Source organism: Gemmatimonadales bacterium (assembly GCA_035502185.1).
Classification (GTDB): domain Bacteria; phylum Gemmatimonadota; class Gemmatimonadetes; order Gemmatimonadales; family JACORV01; genus Fen-1245.
Map to the genome: position 1 here is coordinate 55,074 of DATJUT010000045.1, position 16,681 is coordinate 71,754.

The 16,681-nt window shown below is 73.5% G+C and carries 11 protein-coding genes; 8 read left to right on the plus strand and 3 right to left on the minus strand.

Features of this window, described 5'->3' with window-relative positions:
- Positions 1-29 precede the first annotated feature (29 nt).
- Together VMF70_05895 and VMF70_05900 are read right to left on the minus strand one after the other, a co-directional pair.
- Complete coding sequence (locus tag VMF70_05895) at positions 30-401, minus strand: Ig-like domain-containing protein (protein HTT67542.1); 372 nt, start codon at positions 399-401, stop codon at positions 30-32.
- Between the two features lie 76 nt (positions 402-477).
- Positions 478-2,628 carry a protein kinase gene (locus VMF70_05900; GenBank protein ID HTT67543.1) on the minus strand — a complete coding sequence of 717 codons (2,151 nt, stop codon included), beginning with the start codon at positions 2,626-2,628 and terminating at the stop codon, positions 478-480.
- Between the two features lie 353 nt (positions 2,629-2,981).
- Between VMF70_05900 and VMF70_05905 the strand changes: the two genes are divergently transcribed.
- The 4 genes from VMF70_05905 to VMF70_05920 all read left to right on the plus strand — a co-directional run bounded on the left by VMF70_05905 (position 2,982) and on the right by VMF70_05920 (position 6,977).
- Positions 2,982-3,989: a dihydrodipicolinate synthase family protein gene (locus tag VMF70_05905; protein ID HTT67544.1), complete on the plus strand. Its 1,008-nt coding sequence runs from the start codon at positions 2,982-2,984 to the stop codon at positions 3,987-3,989.
- A complete protein-coding gene (locus tag VMF70_05910; protein ID HTT67545.1) occupies positions 3,986-5,251 on the plus strand; it encodes a hypothetical protein in 1,266 nt (421 codons plus the stop codon). Before VMF70_05905 ends, VMF70_05910 begins: the two co-directional genes overlap by 4 nt.
- Before the next feature lie 42 nt (positions 5,252-5,293).
- Entirely contained in the window at positions 5,294-6,484 is a 1,191-nt protein-coding gene (locus tag VMF70_05915) for an enolase C-terminal domain-like protein (protein ID HTT67546.1), read from the plus strand.
- Between the two features lie 91 nt (positions 6,485-6,575).
- Positions 6,576-6,977: a four helix bundle protein gene (locus VMF70_05920; protein ID HTT67547.1), complete on the plus strand. Its 402-nt coding sequence runs from the start codon at positions 6,576-6,578 to the stop codon at positions 6,975-6,977.
- Between the two features lie 3 nt (positions 6,978-6,980).
- On the opposite strand, the gene VMF70_05925 is transcribed toward VMF70_05920, so the two are convergent.
- Positions 6,981-8,705, minus strand: coding sequence for a serine/threonine-protein kinase (locus VMF70_05925; GenBank protein HTT67548.1), 1,725 nt, complete (start codon positions 8,703-8,705; stop codon positions 6,981-6,983).
- A 218-nt stretch (positions 8,706-8,923) separates the two neighbouring features.
- On the opposite strand from VMF70_05925, the gene VMF70_05930 reads away from it, so the two are divergent.
- From VMF70_05930 to VMF70_05945, 4 genes are all read left to right on the plus strand, one after another.
- Positions 8,924-11,317, plus strand: coding sequence for an ABC transporter permease (locus VMF70_05930; GenBank protein ID HTT67549.1), 2,394 nt, complete (start codon positions 8,924-8,926; stop codon positions 11,315-11,317).
- 43 nt (positions 11,318-11,360) lie between these two features.
- Positions 11,361-13,727 carry an ABC transporter permease gene (locus VMF70_05935; protein ID HTT67550.1) on the plus strand — a complete coding sequence of 789 codons (2,367 nt, stop codon included), beginning with the start codon at positions 11,361-11,363 and terminating at the stop codon, positions 13,725-13,727.
- Positions 13,728-14,651: 924 nt separating this feature from the next.
- Positions 14,652-15,878, plus strand: a complete 1,227-nt coding sequence (locus VMF70_05940; protein ID HTT67551.1) for an HlyD family efflux transporter periplasmic adaptor subunit — start codon at positions 14,652-14,654, stop codon at positions 15,876-15,878.
- A gap of 89 nt (positions 15,879-15,967) precedes the next feature.
- Positions 15,968-16,672, plus strand: a complete 705-nt coding sequence (locus VMF70_05945) for an ABC transporter ATP-binding protein (protein HTT67552.1) — start codon at positions 15,968-15,970, stop codon at positions 16,670-16,672.
- Positions 16,673-16,681 lie beyond the last annotated feature (9 nt).

A 16,681-nucleotide genomic window follows, 5' to 3' on the forward strand; every position in this document is an offset into this window, starting at 1 on the left:
CGCGCCGGTGACCCTCGCGGCGCCGCCGCCTAGGGGCCGGCCCGCCGGACGCGGATCGCGGCTTGGCCGTGCCTGGGCGGGCTCCCCGAGCCGAGGGCCTCGGCGCTGACCACGGCAATCCCGACCCCGACGGCGGTGACGAACCCGGTCGAGTCCACGCGCACCACGTTCACGTTGTTGGACGACCAGGCGTAGCGCACGCCGGTCGCGATCACGTTGCCGCCGGCGTCGTAGGCGAGCGCACTCAGCCGGTGCGTCGCGCCCACGCGCAGGTTGACGTACGGGGGCGCGACCTGCACCTCGGCGACGGGCTTCTGCGCGAGGCCGGCGTCGGGCAGCGCCAGCTGCAGTGACGCGGCCAGAAGGGCCGGCGCCAGCGAGAAGTACTTGGTGATTCTCATGCCGCACACTCCATTCTCGTAACCACTCGCCACTCTCCGTCCCGCACCTCCACCGTCCACTCGCTCCCCTTGCCGCTCACTGGGCGGGCGAGATCGGCACCTGCGTCCACGCCTCGACGGGCTGCCCGTTCTTCTGCGCGGGCATGAACTTCAGGTTCTGCGCCGCCGCCAGCGCGGCTGCGCTGAATTCGCTCTCGCTCGAGGTCGCGAGCGGCACCACTCTCTCGACGGCCCCCGTGGCACCGACCTGGATCCAGAAGGTGGCCGGCGTGGGCGTACCGGGTCCGGTCCACGGGATGGTGGGAGCGGCCATCGGCTGCGGCCGCGTGTCGAAGCACGCCCGGCTCGGGTTGCCATACGCGTAGTCCCGGCACTGGGAGGGAAGGGCGACGGCGGTGCGCGCCGCCTGGCCGGACCGGATCGCCACCGAGACGGTGGTCCACGCGTCGGTCGGCTGTCCGGCCTTCACGGCCGGCACGTAGATCGCCTGCTGCACCGCGGCGAGGGCGAACGAGTTGATGTCGTCGTGGTTGGAGGGCGTCTTCACGCGCACGTCGGTCGCGTCGCCGCTCCGCGCGACCCGCACCAGGTACGTGGGCACGGTGGGCGGCGGCTCGCCCGGCTGCGGCACGTCGGTCACCGCCAGCGCGTCCCTCGGGCGCGCCGGCGTGTCGTAGCAGAGGCGACCCTCGTTGAACTCGGGCTGCGTGCACATCGCGGTGGCCACCGGCGCCGCGAGCCGGTCCATCACGGCTTGGAGGCTGTCCTCGCTCCCGGAGGTCTCGCCGTGCGCGAGGCGGGTGAGGTTGTGCGTGTCGTACACGTCCACCGAGAGAAGCAGGCTCTTGCCCGACCCGATGGCGGAGCCGATCACCATCTGGTTGGCTCCCAGGCCGTAGGCGAAGGCGGCGTTGTCGGCCAGCGGCGCGACGATCTTGCGGTGCTGCTCGGTCCAGCGCCCCACCAGGTCGCGCGTGTCCACGGCCGGCACCGTGTAGCGCGCGGACAGGCGGTCCGCGAGGATCCTCGGCAGGCTGTTCGCCAGCGAGGAGTCGGCGCCGGAGACGTCGAAGGGCAGGACGGCGATCCTCGGGTCGCTCGAGCGGGCCGAGTCGGCCCGCGCCGCGGACGCGGCCGTGCGCGACCCGCGGCTCCGCCACAGCAGGGCGGCGCCCAGCGCCACCACCACGACCGCGCCACCGACCGCGGCGACGAGGGGCACGGGCAGGCCGGGGCGCCGGGCGCCGGGCGCGGCGGCCGCGCAGGCGCGGAGCGCGTCGGCCAGCTCGCCGGCGGTCTGGTAGCGGTTCTCGGGCTTCTTCTCCGTGCAGCGCGCCACCACCTTGCCGAGCTGCGCATTGACGGCGGGGCGCTTGGTGCGGATCGCGGGCATCGCCTTGGTGAGGTGCTGGATCAGGATGCCCTGGCTGGAGGTGGCGTCGAACGGCACCTCCCCGGCGAGCATCTCCCACAGCACGATGCCGAGCGAGTAGATGTCGCTGCGCGCGTCCACGTCGGGCGCGCCGCTCGCCTGCTCGGGACTCATGTAATGCGGCGAGCCGATGATGACGCCGGTGCCGGTGAGCCGCTCGCCGCTGCCCGCGGCGGCCTTGGCGATCCCGAAATCGGCCACCAGCACCCGCTGCTTCGGGCCCTGCAGCATCACGTTCTGCGGCTTCACGTCGCGGTGCACCAGCTGGTGCGCGTGCGCCTCGGCCAGGGCGTCGGCGATCTCGGTGCCGACGCGGAGCACCTCGGCCTCCGGCATCTGCCCTTCGCGCCGGAGCTTCGCGTCCAGCGACTCGCCCTCGACCAGCGGCATCGCGAAGTAGACCAGGCCCTCGCCTTCGCCCACGAAGAAGATGGGGAGGATGTTGGGGTGGTTGAGCTTCGCGGCCGACTCGGCCTCGCGGACGAACCGCTGCACGCTGGCCCGGTTGCCGGTGAACTCCGGGCGCAGGACCTTCACGGCGATCCGGCGCGACAGCTTGCGATCGGTCGCCGCGAAGACGTGCGCGAACCCGCCCTCGCCCAGCTCGTGCTCGACGAGGAAGTTGGGCCCCAGCGCGCTCTGGAGCTTGCGGGCCAGCTCGTTCTGCTCCAGGAGCTGCGTCTCGTCGCCGGACGCGGCCGCCGTGGCGGGCGCGTCGGGGTTCGGCGTGCCGCAGGAGGGGCAGAAGGCGAACGCGGGCGGAATGTCCCGGCCGCACTTGGCGCAGGTGGGCATGGCTCAAGCCTAGCAACCGCCCCGGTCCGGGGCCAGCCCGGAGGCTTGCCCGCGTCCGTGAAAGGGCGATACTTAAGGCGGTGCCCTTGCCCCATCTCGAAGTGCCGTCGCGGAGGAGCGCGTGAGCGTCGACAGGTCGAGTCCCCCGCCCTCGGAGCGGCGCCGGACCGCGGCCCGGCGTGCGGGGAGCGTCAGGCGGCGTGAGCCCGAGCGTCGGAAATCCGAGCGCCGGCTGGACATCGTCATGGTCGCCTACCACCGCCGCGTGGGAGGCGAACGCAGGTCGGGCCGCGACCGCCGGGACGGGCACGAGCGGCGCATGGTGGGCGACCGGCGCCGTCCTGTCGCGGTGAGTGGCGCTCTCCGCTAGCGTCCTCGCCGGGCGGCTCGCGCACGGTCTCGTGCCGGCCGTCCCGGTGCCGCACCGCGCCGACGGCGCGTTCGACGCGGCGGCGCAGGAGCGATACGCGGCGTGGATGGCGCGGCAGCGGATCGCCGGCGTCGCGGTCTGGGCCCACACCGGCCGCGGTCTCCATCTGGCCGAGGAGACCGCGGCCGCGGTGCTTTCGTCCTGGCGCCGCGCCCTGGGGCCGGAGCGGCTGATCGTGGCCGGAGCGGGCGCGCGCCCGCGCGTCGCGGCCGGGCAGCGGGCCGCCCGCCTCACCCCGCCGGCCGACCCGCTCGGCCTCACGGCGTTCGTGATCGAGCGGACCGTCGCGATGGCGCGGCAGGCCCGCGACCTCGGCGCCGATGCGATCCTCGCCCTGCCGCCCGCGCTGCTCGCCAACCTCGAGGACCACGAGAGCCGGATCGTGGACGTCCACGCCGCGCTCGCCGACGTCGGGCTCCCCGTGCTCGCGTTCTGGCTCTACCCGGCGGCCGGCGGGTGCGCCTACGGCCCCGAGCTGCTGGAGCGCCTGCTCGCGCTTCCGCACGTCGCCGGCCTCAAGGTTGCGACCCTCGACAGCGTGGTCCGCTTCCAGGAGATCGCCGCGCGCGTTCCGCCGGGCAAGCTGCTGGTGACGGGCGAGGACCGGTTCCTGGGTTACTCGCTGATGATGGGCGCCGGCTCGGCCCTCATCGGCCTCGGCGCCGCGCGCACGGCCCTGCCGGCCGGGCTCCTCGAGGCGCACGCGCGGCGCGACCACGAGCGGTTCCTCGACCTCGCCGCGGCGTGCGACCGCCTCGGCGCGGCCGCGTTCACCGAGCCGGTGGACGGCTACGTGCGCCGGATGCTGTGGCTCCTGGCCCTCGGGAACGTGATCCCGCGCGAGGCCGCCTTCGATCCGTGGGGGCCGAGCGTCCCGGACTCGCAGCTCGAGGCGCTGGAGCGCGTCGCGCGCGGGCTCCCCGACTCGTGACCTCCCCGGGCGTCGCGAGCCCCATCCAGCTGCCCGACCGACCCGTCGTTCCCCGCCCCGTGCACGCGCGGCTGGTGTGGGACTTCGAGCGGTTCAAGGCCGGCCTGCCGGCCGACCTGCCGGCGCACGTCCGCGAGCACTACCGGGTGGACCTGTCGGGCCAGTACGCGGGCCGGCGCATCCGCGTCCCGTTCGGCAAGGCGTCCGGCCAGCTCTCGATGACGGCGGCCGAGGTGGAGGCCGACGCCGCGGCCGGCCTCGGCTTCGTGGTCCTGAAGACGGTGATCGGCGAGGACGCGTCGGGCGCGCGGACGATGGCGCCCTGGGCCGTGAGTGAATCGGCGATGCGGGTCGAGCCCCTCGTCTCCCGCTCCGGGCGCGAGGGGTGGACGGTCACCTGGAAGGGCAGGGGCTGGGACCGCTCGTTCGAGGAGTACCTCGCGCTCTACCGCGACGCGCTCGCCATCGGCGGTCGCGCCGCGATGCCGGTGGCCGCGTCGGTCAAGTGCCATCTTCCCGCGCTCGGCGAGCCCTTCCACGAGCCGGAGTACGCCCACACCTTCTCCCGCCTCGCGGCGGTCGCCGGCGAGGACCTGATCGTTGAGAAGGACTTCTCGCCGACCCTGGCGGGCGACGCGCGCTCCGGCTCGCGCGAGGCGGTGTTGCGGTGGATCGCCGAGGTGCCCGCGCTGATCCGGCGGCAGGCCCCGCTGGCGCTGGGCCTGAAGCTGATGAACGGGCTGCTGGGCGACGATTTCCAGGTGGAGATGCTGCGCGCCGCGGCCGGCTCGGGCGCGGATTACCTGGTGCTGTTCAACCGGCTCTTCGACCCGGAGCGCGGCGTCGCCTACGGCGGCTGGGATCTCTCCGAGCGCAACCTCCGCGTGCTGGACGCGTATCGCGCGTCCACGCCGCTGCCGGTCCGCCAGTCCGACCCGTACGTGGTACGCACCTCGCGGCTGCCGCCGGGCGCGGTGTTCTCGGCCACCGGCAACATCTGCTCGGGGCGCGTGATGGTGGAGTACGCGCTGCGCGGGGCGATGTCCGGGCAGCTGCACACCTACTTCCAGCTGCCGTTGGCGCAGTACCCGGCGACCGCGGGCAGCCGCTCCGAGCGCGCCCTCCACGCGCTGGTGTTCGATCCGGAGCAGGGCCTGATCGCCTGGATCGTCTCGCTGGGCGGGGCCGGCCTCCTGCACCCGCGGGACGGCCTGCTGCACTTCGTGGACATCGCCCATGGGGCCGCCCGGCAAGCCGCCTGACGTCGCCGCGGGGCCACGCGGCGCGCGCCGCGGCCGCCGACCGTGACGGCAGCCGAGTCGCTGGACACGCCGCTCGAGATCACCGGCTGCCGCCTGTGGGTGGTCGCCGTTCCGCTCGTGGAGCCGTTCCGCATCAGCGGCGGCACCCTCCAGGCCAGGCGCTCCCTGATCGTCGAGCTGACCGGCGCCTCGGGCGCCGTCGGCTACGGCGAGAGCGCCCCGTTCGAGGCGCCGTTCTACTCCGGGGAGACGCTGCAGTCGTGCACGGGGTGCATCGTCTCACACCTGTTCCCGCGGCTGGCGGGACGGACGTTCGACTCGCTCGAGGCGGCGGTCACCGCCCTGGAGCGCGGCGTGCGCGGCAACCGGATGGCGCGCGCGGGCGTGGAGACGGCGCTGTGGGACCTGGTGAGCGCCCGGAGCGGCGTGCCGCTCCGGCTCCTGCTGGCGGCGCAGCTGGAGCGGCTTGGCGTGGCCGAGGAATCCCGGATCCCGTCCACCCGGGTCGAGAGCGGGGCAGCCCTCGGCATACCGCCGGACGGGCGGATCGAGACGCTGGCGGACCGAGCTCGCGACGCGGTCCGGCGCGGCCACCGGCGGGTCAAGCTCAAGGTGATGCCCGGCTGGGACGTGGAGCCGGCGCGCGCCGTGCGCGCGGCGGTGGGCGAGGGGGTGCCGGTGTGGGCCGACGCCAACGGCGCCTACGAGCTGGAGCGCGACCGGGCGGCGCTCGAGGCCCTGGACGGGGAGCGGCTGGCGATGATCGAGCAGCCGCTCCCGCCCGACGACGTGGTCGGCACGATCCAGCTGAGCCGTGAGCTGCGGACCCCGATCTGCCTCGACGAGTCGCTGACGGACGACGGTGCGGCGCGGCTGTTCCTCGCGTGTGACGGCCCGGTGCTCTGGAACCTCAAGGTGCAGCGGGTGGGTGGCCTGTGGGAGTGCACCAGGATCTACCGTCGCGCGATGGAGGCCGGCGTCGCGCTGTGGGCCGGCTCGATGCCGGAGACCGGCGTCGGGCTGCATGCGGTGCTGAGCCTCGCCGCGTTCCCCGGCTTCCTCTACCCCTCCGACGCGGCGCCGAGCGCGAGCTGGTACGAGCCGGGCGCGGACCTGGTGGAGTGGACGATGGACGCCGAAGCGAAGATGCCGGTCAGCGATGTGGCGGGGCTGGGAGAGCTGGGCGTGCGTGACAAGCTGGCCGGGATCGGACGGGTCGTCGGTGGGTCGTAGGTTGTGGGTTGTAGAAGTGCTCGCAATGCCACGCTCCGACCCGCCGAGGAACGATCAGCTGGCGGCGCGCTGAGAGTGTCACCGTTCCCTCGTGAAGGTGCTCAGCTACCAGGACCTCAGGGTGTGGCAGGTGGGGATGGACCTGGTCACTCGGGTCTATCGTCTTAGCCGGCGGCTGCCCGCGAGCGAGAGATACGGGCTGGCGATCCAGATGCAGCGAGCGGCGATCTCCATCCCGGCCAACATCGCCGAGGGGCACGGCCGTCGTCATCTCGGCGACAAGCTGCACCACTTCTCGATGGCCAACGGCTCGCTGAAGGAGCTTGAGACTGAGGTGTTGATCTCGGAGCGTCTGGGCTTCGCGACGTCCACTGAGGTGCAAGGGATCGGGCAGCAAGCGAGCGAGCTGGGACGGATGCTGACCTGCCTGATGCGCAGCCTGCGGCGTCACGGCGTTTCCACCACAACCCACAACCTACCACCCGCCAACTAGAGACTATTCGAAGATCCCGGTAATGCGCTGCAGCAGATTCCTCCGCACCGGCGCCTCGGGCAGATCGCCGGAGGCCCGCATCGCCCGGTCGAGCGCCCGCTTGAACGTCGTGGCCGATGCGTAGCGGGCGCCGGGATCCATGGACGCGGCTTTCTTCAGCACCCGGATCAGGCCGTCGGGCACGTCGTCGCGCGCGGCCTTGAGGTCGGGGAGGGTGCCGCCGACCTGGCCGCGCAGCACGGCCTCGGGGGTCCGCCCCTCGAGGGGCGGCTTGCCGAGCAGCGCGAAGTAGCCCACCAGGCCGAGCGAGAACAGGTCGCTGCGCGCGTCCACCTGCCCGCCGACGAGCTGCTCGGGCGCCGCGAACTGCGGCGTGCCGGAGCGCGAGGTGGCGCCGCCCCACATCCGGCCGCGGGGCAGGGCCAGCGCGAGGCCGAAGTCGGTGACGCGCACCCGCCCGTCCGGTCCCAGCAGCAGGTTCTCCGGCTTGATATCCCGGTGCACCAGCCGCCGCTCGTGCGAGTGCTCGAGCGCGGCCAGGGTGTCGTCCAGGATGCCCACCGTGCTCTCGGGATCCAGCGGTCCCAGCTCGGCCACGAGCTGCCCCACGTTGTCGCCCTTGACCAGCTCCATCGTGTACCACAGCAGGCCGTACCGCTCGTCGATGTGGTAGATGCTGACGATGTTGGGATGCTGGAGGCTGGCGGCGAGCTGCGCCTCCTTGCGGAACCGCTCCACCACCTCGGGGTCGGCCGTGAGGGCCGGATCCAGCACCTTGAGCGCGACCTCGCGCTCGAGCCGCAGGTCGCGCACCCGGTACACGCGGCCGAAGCTGCCGCTGCCGATGTCGCCCAGCAGCTCGTAGTCGTCGCCGAGGGCCCGCCGCAGCCGGCCCTCCCACATCTCGGAGCCCGGGACGATCTGCGCGGGCGGCGGGCCGGCCTCGGTCCCGGCGAAGTCGCCCATGTCGGCCGCGAGATCGGTCAGCATCTCGCCTGCCGTCGGATAGCGCCGCCGGGCGTCGGGGTCGAGGGCGCGCTCGAGCACGCGCTCGAGCGCGGCGGGGCAGGTGGGCCGCAGCTGGCGCGCCGGCGTGAGAGGCTGGGCCGGCCGCGCGCCCGTCACCGCGAAGTAGAGCACCGCGCCGACCGTGTAGACGTCGGCCCCCGGATCGCCGGGCTCGCCGCCGCGGATCTCCGGCGCGAGGAATGGGAGGTTGATCGCCGCGTCCGGGATGGCCACCGCGGGCAGCACCTGGTTGGCGTAACGCAGATCGGTGATGACCGTGCGGCCCGAGACGTCCAGCATCACCGTGGTCGGGAGGATGCGGCGGATCACGATGCCGCGCACGTTGGCGTGCTCGACACCGTCCAGGAGGTCGCGCGCCATGCCGAGCACCGCCGGGATCGGCCGCGGCCCCCGCTCGCACGCCTCCTCGAGGCTCTCGCCCTCGATCCACGTGCCGCTGCGCCAGGCCAGATCGCCCAGCACGCCGGCGGCGTACGCGTGCCTCAGGCACGGGTGGTCGAGCTGCGCCACCACCTCCGCTTCCTTGAGGAACCACGCGCGCCCCGGCGCCGCCGGGTCGGTGTGGACGCGGAGCGCCACCTGGCGCTTGAGGACCGGGTCGCGGGCGAGGAACAGCAGCCGCTCGTCCGAGCGCGCGACCAGCCGCTCGATCTCGAACAGGCCCTTGAACTTGGCGACGTAGACGGCGAGGTCGTCCATGCGCGGGGGAAAGCTAAACGGGAGCGGGCGAGTCGGCAGCGCCGGCACCGCGCGCTTGACCGCGTCGTCACAGTGTGCCACTGTATTGATGGACCGATACAGTCGGGCGCCGGGGAGGTGGGGCCGGGTTCGGAGGCCGGGGTGCGGGTCGCCCGGACCCGCCTGACGCGCGGGTGACGCCGGGTCGCGAGGTTGGGACTCCGGCTGGAGGTGGGTGAATGGCGCTGCGTGATCTTCGCTACGCACTCCGCTCGCTCGCGCGGAGCCCCGGCTACGCCGTCGTGGCGGTGCTCTCCCTCGGACTGGGCCTCGGCCTGGTCACGACGATGTTCGCGATCCTCGACGCCACGACCCATCCCTGGGTGCCGTTCCGCGACGCGGACCGGCTGTACGCGGTGCGGTTCTGGATGTCCGGCACGGACCAGCGCTTCAGCCCGGGGTGGGCCCTGACGGCGCTGCGGGCGCGGACCCACGCCTTCGAGGCCGTGCTGCCGTACGGCGTTTCCGTGGCGGACCTCTCCGGGGAGGGCGGCGGGGAAGCCGCCGAGGACCGGGACGTGATCGCCCGGGCGCCGGTGGCGCTGTTGCGGCTGCTCGACGTCAAGCCGGTGCGCGGCCGGATGCTGGGTGCGGCCGACATCGGCCGGGGCACGGCGCTGGTGAGCGACGCGCTGTGGAAGCGGCGCTTCGCCGGCCGCCGGAGCCTCGCGGGCGCGACCATCGCGATCGGCGACCGGACCTATGCCGTCGTCGGCGTCATGCCGGCCAGCGGGGCGAGCTACGTGTTCATGAACGCGTCGGCGTGGCTGCCGCTGCCGGACTCGCTCGCGCTGGGGCCGCGCGAGTTCGACAACATCATCGTGAAGCTGAGGCGCGGGGTGACCCGGGAGGCGGCCACCGCCGAGCTGACGGGCGTCGCGGCGTACCTGACGCGCACCTATCACGCGGAGGGCGCGCCGTTCGCCTTCTACCTCTGGCCGCTCAGGAACGACCCGATGCGGCTGGGCGACGTCCACTGGGCGATGCTGGGCGCGGCGGTCGCGGTGCTGCTGATCGCGTGTGCCAACCTGGCCCACCTGATGCTGGCGCGCGGCCTCGCCCGGCGGCGCGAGGTCGCGCTGCGGCTCGCCATCGGCGCGAGCCGCACGGCCGTGGTGCGCCACCTGTTCCTCGAGTGCGCGCTGCTCACGGGCGCCGGCGCGGCGCTCGGCGCGGCGCTGAGCGTGTGGGGTGTCGAGGTCCTGCGCAGCAGCGTCCCGCAGCAACTCTGGTGGCGGGGCATCGTGCGGCCCGAGCTGAGCTGGCGCGTGTTCGCCCTGACGTCGTTCGCCGCCGCGACCGCGGCGGTGCTGTTCGGCCTGCTGCCGGCGGTCCGGGTGGCGCGGGCGGTGAGCCTCGACGAGCCGCTCAAGGACGGGGCCGGCACCACCAGCCGCACGCGGCAGCGCTACAGCGGGCTGGTGATCGCCGAGGTCGCGCTCGCGCTGGTGCTGCTGATGGGGGCGGGGCTCCTGCTCAAGGTCGTGCGCCGCACCGCGTCGTACGAGTTCAACTTCCCCGCGCGGCAGCTGCTGCGCAGCGGCCTGTTCCTCCGCAAGGCCGCCGCCGGCGGCGGGTTCGACCTGCTCGGCACGGAGCTGCGGGTGGTGGCCAGTCTCAGGCAGGTGCCGGGCGTCGTGGACGCCGGGGCGACGAGCAGCGCCACCCCGGCGGGCCTGGCCGTGACGGCGGAGCTGGCGGGGGACTCCACCCGGCTGTTCAACACCCACAGCTACGCCGTCGTCACGCCGGCCTACCTTCGCACCATGGGGCTCCCGGTGCTCGAGGGCCGCGACTTCGAGGACGGCGACCTGACCGGCGAGGGAGTCGCGATCCTCAACAGCGTGGCCGCGGCGCGCCTCTACCCGAGGCAGCATGCCGTCGGACGGATGGTCAAGCTGGGCGTGGCATCGTCGAACGCCCGCTGGCTGAAGGTGGTGGGCGTGTGCCGGACGCGCGCGGAGGGCCCGCCGGGGACCGCGGAGTTCAACGCCGAGGTGTACGTGGTCCGGCCGCCGGAGCCCGGCCAGCGCTTCGCCGAGGTGTTGATCCGCACGGCGGGCACGGATGCGCGCACCATCGCCGCCGTGTCGGCGAAGCTCGCGACCCTCGGGCCCGGCATCGGGTCGTACGTGTCCGAGTACCTGTCGTGGTGGGAGGCGGACCTGAAGGCGCAGGGCTTCCTCGCCGAGCTGTTCGCGATGATGGGCGGCTTCGCGCTGCTGCTCGCGTCGGTCGGCATCTACGGGGTGCTGGCGTACGCCGTCAACCGGCGGGGGCGCGAGTTCGCCGTGCGCATCGCGGTCGGCGCCGAGCGGCGGGACATGCTCAAGCTGGTCCTGCACGACGGGCTGGTGATGACGCTGGCGGGAACGGCGCTCGGCGCGTTCGTGGCGTTCTGGGCGACCGGTCTCCTCGCGGCCTTCCTCGAGGACCAGCAGGTGCTGCCCACCGACGTCCTGACCCTGATCGCGGCGGAGGTCGTGCTGATCGCCGTCGCGACGGCGGCCTCCCTGGCGCCCGCGCTGCGGGCCATGCGCGCGGACCCGATCGAGATCCTGAGGGCGACCTGATGGCGGCCCCGCGCCGCGGCGTCGCGGGCCCGAGGGCCGCGTGATGCTCGGCGACCTGCGCTACGCGCTCCGCTCGCTGCGGCGTAGCCCCGGCTTCGTCGCCGTGGCGGTGCTCTCGCTCGGCCTCGGCCTCGGGCTCGTGACCACGATGTTCGCGCTCCTGGACGCGGTGACGCATCCCCATGTGGCGTACCGCGACGCGGATCGGCTGACATCCGTGGGGTGGGTCTCGAGCCGCCGGCTGCCGCTGAAGCCGTTCGACGTGTTCGTCGCGCTCCGGGAGCGGGCGCGCTCGTTCGAGGCGATCGTGCCCGTGGCGCCGAACCTGTTCTCGTTCTCCGAGCAGGGCGCCGACGAGGGCGAGGTGCCGAGCGTGAGCGTGCCCGCCCGGTTCTTCACCCTGCTCGGCGTGAAGCCTCATCTGGGGCGCACCCTCGCGTCGAGCGACGCCGACCGGCCGGTCGCCGTGGTGAGCTACGAGCTGTGGCGGCGGCGGTTCGCCGGCCGCCGCTCGCTGGCCGGCGCGACGGTGACCGTGGCGCGGCGGCCGTACGACGTTGTCGGCGTGATGCCGCGCGGCGTGGACTACCCGAACGGGGCGGCGGTGTGGACCGCGATGTCCGACGAGGCCGAGCGGACCGGGGCCGGCCTGGGCCGGCTCAGCGCGCTCGCGAGGCTGAGGGCCGGCGTCAGCCGCGCCGTGGCGGACTCCGACCTCGCCGGCGTGGCCCGCTACCTGACGAGCCGGTTCGACGTCCGCGGCGCACCGTTCTGGTTCAACGCGCACTCGCTGCGCGACGATCCGATGAAGCTCGGCGACATCCACGTCGCGATGCTCGGCGCGGCGCTGGCGGTGCTGCTCATCGCCTGCGCCAACCTCGCGAACCTGATGCTGGCGCGCGGGCTGGCGAAGCGCCGTGAGGTCGCGCTCCGCCTCGCGATCGGCGCGAGCCGCGCCGCCGTCGTCCGCCAGATGTTCGTCGAGTGCGCACTGCTCACGATCGTGGGGGCCGCCGCCGGTGTGGTGGTGAGCCTGTGGGGCGCGAGCCTCCTCGCGAACCGGGTGCCCGGCGACGTCTGGTACCTCGGGATCATCGCGCCGCAGCTGAGCTGGCGCGTGTTCGCGCTCTCGGCCCTGGCGGCGGCCGCGTCGGCGGTGCTGTTCGGGCTCCTCCCGGCGATCCGCGTGGCCAACGCGGTGAGCCTCGACGAGCCGCTCAAGGACGGCGCCGGCACGACGGGCCGCACGCGAGGGCGCTACAGCCCGCTGGTGATCGCGGAGGTCGCGCTGGCCCTCGCGCTGATGATGGGCGCCGGCCTGCTGCTCAAGGTCGTGCGGCGGCTCGCGACGATCGAGTACAACTTCCCGGCCCGCCAGCTGCTGTTCGGGTACGCCAGCGGCGTCGCACCCGACTCGACCCCGCCGGGAGAGCGGGTGCGCCTGCAGCTCGCACTGGTCGCCGCCCTCGCGGGCGTGGACGGCGTGGCGGGCGCCGCTGCCGGCACGTCGCCCGATCTCCCGGGCAACGCCGTGACGGCCGAGCTGTCCGATTCGACGCGGCTGCTCCAGGGGGCGGAGGTGGTGACGCCCGGATACCTGCGCACCATGGGCCTGCCGGTGCTGCAGGGCCGCGATTTCACCGACGGCGATCTGGTGGGCAACGGCGCCGTGATCCTCAACTCGGTGGCCGCGGCGCGCCTCTATCCGCGTGGCCCCGCAGTCGGCCGGATGCTGAAGCTCGGCGGGCCGGCGTCCGACGCGCCGTGGGTCACCATCGTCGGCGTCTGCCGCACGATGCTGGTGCCGCAGTTCGAGCTGACGGACCTGCGGGCGGAGCCGCTCGCCTACGTCGTCCGAGCGGCGAGTAGCGGGGCGGATGTCCGCCTCGTAGTGCGGGCCGCGGGCGACCCCGGCGCCCTCGCGGTGGCGCTGCGCCGGAAGATGCGGTCGGTGATGCCGCGGGGGTTCGTCGAGTTCTACCCCTACACCTACGGGCTGCAGAGCGCGGTGGCCTCGCGCACCTTTCTCGCCGAGCTGTTCGCGACGATGGGCACGTTCGCTCTGGCGCTCGCCGCGGTCGGCGTGTACGGCGTGATGGCCTATGGGGTCACGCGACGGCTGCGCGAGTTCGCCGTGCGCGTCGCGCTCGGCGCGCAGCGTTCCGACCTCCTGAAGGCCGTCCTGCAGGACGGCCTGGTCATGACCCTCGCCGGCACCGGCCTCGGCGCCTTCGTCGCGCTGTGGACCTCGTACTTCCTCCAGAACGTGCTCGAGGACGTGCATCCCACCGACGCTTTCACGCTGGTCGCCGCCGAGGCCGTGCTGCTGGGCGTGACGGTCGGGGCGTGTCTCTCTCCGGCATTCCGCGCCGCGCGCGTCGACCCCGTCGAGATCCTGCGCGCGACCTGAGTCAAACGGCCCGCGGGCCGCTCGCCTCCGCCGGACCGGCGCCGGGGTGCCTGTCCATGGCGACGCGGCGAAGTCGTGCTCAAGGCTCCGACAGCGCGCGCGTCTGGCCTGAGGCGTGCGATCGCGCCGCGGCGGGGCCGCGACGTCTCCCGGCCGCGCCGCCGGGTCGTGTCGGGCCCCGGGGCATGCAGGCTGGCCGCCCGGTGGCGGCCGCGAGGCAGGGTTTGTTCGCATGCGAATCAACTGGTGCGTGCCGGCAGCGCTGCCGGGTCTGCTCGCCAGCGCCGGGCGGCACCGGCGCCGCCGCCCGTCGCGGCGTCGGCTCGCCGCTCCCGCGCAGCACCGCCGATGCCGCGCACCGATTCTCGCCGGACCGGAGCGGGGTTCGCCTCCCCGGCTCTCCAAGGCTGCTCCGGCCCCTGCTAACGGCTCGAGCGACGTGCGCGCATCCATCTGTCCCGGCCTGTCTCGGCGGGTCCGGCGGCGGGTCACAATTGGTTCGCATACGAATCAACGTGCTGGCTGGTGGCCGGGCGGCGGCGCGTGGCGGCGCGCCGGCGCGGCGTGGCGCGGCGAACGCGCAGGCCGCACCGGTGGCCGACGGTCCCGGCGGCGATCGCGCGGCGTGCGCGATCCGCGGCTGCCGCGAACCCGCGAACCGCACGGGAGGCCCGCGTGCACGGGCCGTCCGTGCCCCGCAGCTCGGCGGTTCGCGGCGCGCCGGCCCGCCGGCCCCGGCGCGATTGCCGACCCCGACAACGGATGTTCGCTCTTGGGACGCCTCGTCCCGACCCCGGTCACCCGGACCCCCTACACCCTACCCCCAACACCAACTAACCAGCTGCCGGATATCGAGTTAACAGGATCCCCGTCCGGGCCCGGCACTTGCCCTCAGGTATCGCCGTGGACATCCCTCGCGCACCCGTGAACAAGAAGCGCCGGCGCACGCTGTACGCGCTGGGCGCCGTCGCGGTCGTGGTCGTGGTCACCGTCGCGTTGAGCCGCCTGAGGCCCGCCGCGCCCTCGGTGGACCGCGCCACGCTGGTGATCGACACCGTCAAGCAGGGCGCGATGGTGCGGGACGTGCGCGGCCCCGGCACGCTCACGCCCGAGTCGCCCACGTTCATCTCCGCCGTCACCAGCGGCCGGGTGGACCGCGTGTACCTGCGGCCCGGCGCGCACGTGCAGGCCAACACGGCGCTGCTCGAGATGAGCAACCCCGACGTCGAGCTGCAGGCGCTGTCGGCCGACCAGGCGGTCTCGGCCGCCGAGGCCGCGTTGGTGACGCTGCGCACGTCGCTGGAGAACCAGCGGCTGTCGCAGGAGGGCCTGGTGGCGCAGACGCGCTCCGACTTCCTCGACGCGCAGCGCACCGCACTGGCGGCCGAGAGCCTGTCGCAGCGCGGGCTCATCGCGTCGTTCGATCTCACCAAGGCGCGCGACAAGGTGGGCGAGATGCAGAGCCGGTTGGACATCGAGCGGCGCCGCCTGGACGTGATCGCGGGCTCGGTGGACAGCCAGATCGTGCTGCAGAAGGCGCAGATCGAGAAGCTGCGGGCCATATCGCGATTCCAGCAGGGGCGGATCGCCTCGATGCACGTCACCGCCGGTGCGGTGGGCGTGCTCCAGGACCTCTCGCTCGAGGCGGGGCAGTGGGTGCAGGCGGGCCAGCAGCTCGCCGAGATCGTGCAGCCGGACCGGCTGAAGGCGGTGCTGCGCATCGCCGAGACGCAGGCCGCCGAGGTGGCCCCGCTGCAGGAGGCCGCCATCGATACCCGCAACGGCATCGTGAAGGGCCACGTGGTGCGGATGGACCCGTCGGCGCAGAACGGCACGGTGGCGGTGGACGTCGCGTTCGACGGCCCGCTGCCGCAGGGCTCGCGCTCCGACCTGAGCGTCGAGGGCACGATCACCATCGAGCGCCTGCCCAGTGTCACCTACGTCGGCCGTCCTGCGTACGGTCAGTCGAACAGCACCGTGGGGCTGTTCAAGCTGGTGGAGGGCGGCCATTATGCCGTCCGCGTCAACGTGCAGCTCGGCCGCACGTCGGTGAACTCGGTCGAGATCCTGTCGGGGCTGAAGCCGGGGGACGTGGTGGTCCTCTCGGACATGTCCCGCTACGACGCCGTCGATCGCGTGAAGCTGGACTGACGGCCGCGACGCCAGGGCCCGGCCGGGCATCTCCCGAGGGGCGCGCGCGGGCCGGCCGCAATCGGAACGACAACCTCAAGGACGGAACGATGACCGCAGTGAACGGACAGGCGCTGATCAAGCTCGAGGGACTGAAGAAGGTCTTCTACACCGACGAGGTGGAGACCCACGCGCTGGAGGACGTGCACCTCGAGGTGAAGCAGGGGGAGTACCTCGCCGTCGCCGGCCCGTCCGGATGCGGCAAGACGACGCTGCTCTCGATCCTCGGCCTGCTGGACTCGCCGACGGAGGGCAACTACGTGCTCGGCGGCGACCACGTCGCGAACCTGACGGCCTCGCAGCGCGCCAAGATCCGGAACCGCCAGATCGGCTTCATCTTCCAGGCGTTCAACCTGATCGGCGACCTGACGGTGGCGGAGAACGTCGAGCTGCCGCTCACTTACCGCGGGATGCCCTCCGGCGAGCGGGGCAAGCGGGTGCAGGACGCGCTCGAGAAGGTGGGGATGAGCCACCGGATGAAGCACTATCCCTCGCAGCTCTCCGGCGGCCAGCAGCAGCGCGTCGCGGTGGCGCGCGCGGTGGTGGGCGACCCGCTGATCCTGCTGGCGGACGAGCCGACCGGCAACCTCGACTCCAAGAACGGCGAGTCGGTGATGGAGCTGCTGCGCGACCTGCACCGGGCCGGCGCGACGCTGTGCATGGTCACGCACGATCCGCGCTACGCGCGGCACGCGGACCGGACGATCCACCTGTTCGACGGGCGGATCGTCGAGGAGTCGGTCGCGGTGGTGTAACACGAGCGT

Excerpts from the sequence above, each read along its gene's own strand:
- VMF70_05895 (HTT67542.1), bottom strand. The coding sequence starts at position 401 with ATGAGAATCACCAAGTACTTCTCGCTGGCGCCGGCCCTTCTGGCCGCG.
- VMF70_05900 (HTT67543.1), bottom strand. The coding sequence starts at position 2,628 with ATGCCCACCTGCGCCAAGTGCGGCCGGGACATTCCGCCCGCGTTCGCC.
- VMF70_05925 (HTT67548.1), bottom strand. The coding sequence starts at position 8,705 with ATGGACGACCTCGCCGTCTACGTCGCCAAGTTCAAGGGCCTGTTCGAG.
- VMF70_05930 (HTT67549.1), top strand. The coding sequence starts at position 8,924 with ATGGCGCTGCGTGATCTTCGCTACGCACTCCGCTCGCTCGCGCGGAGC.
- VMF70_05935 (HTT67550.1), top strand. The coding sequence starts at position 11,361 with ATGCTCGGCGACCTGCGCTACGCGCTCCGCTCGCTGCGGCGTAGCCCC.
- VMF70_05945 (HTT67552.1), top strand. The coding sequence starts at position 15,968 with ATGACCGCAGTGAACGGACAGGCGCTGATCAAGCTCGAGGGACTGAAG.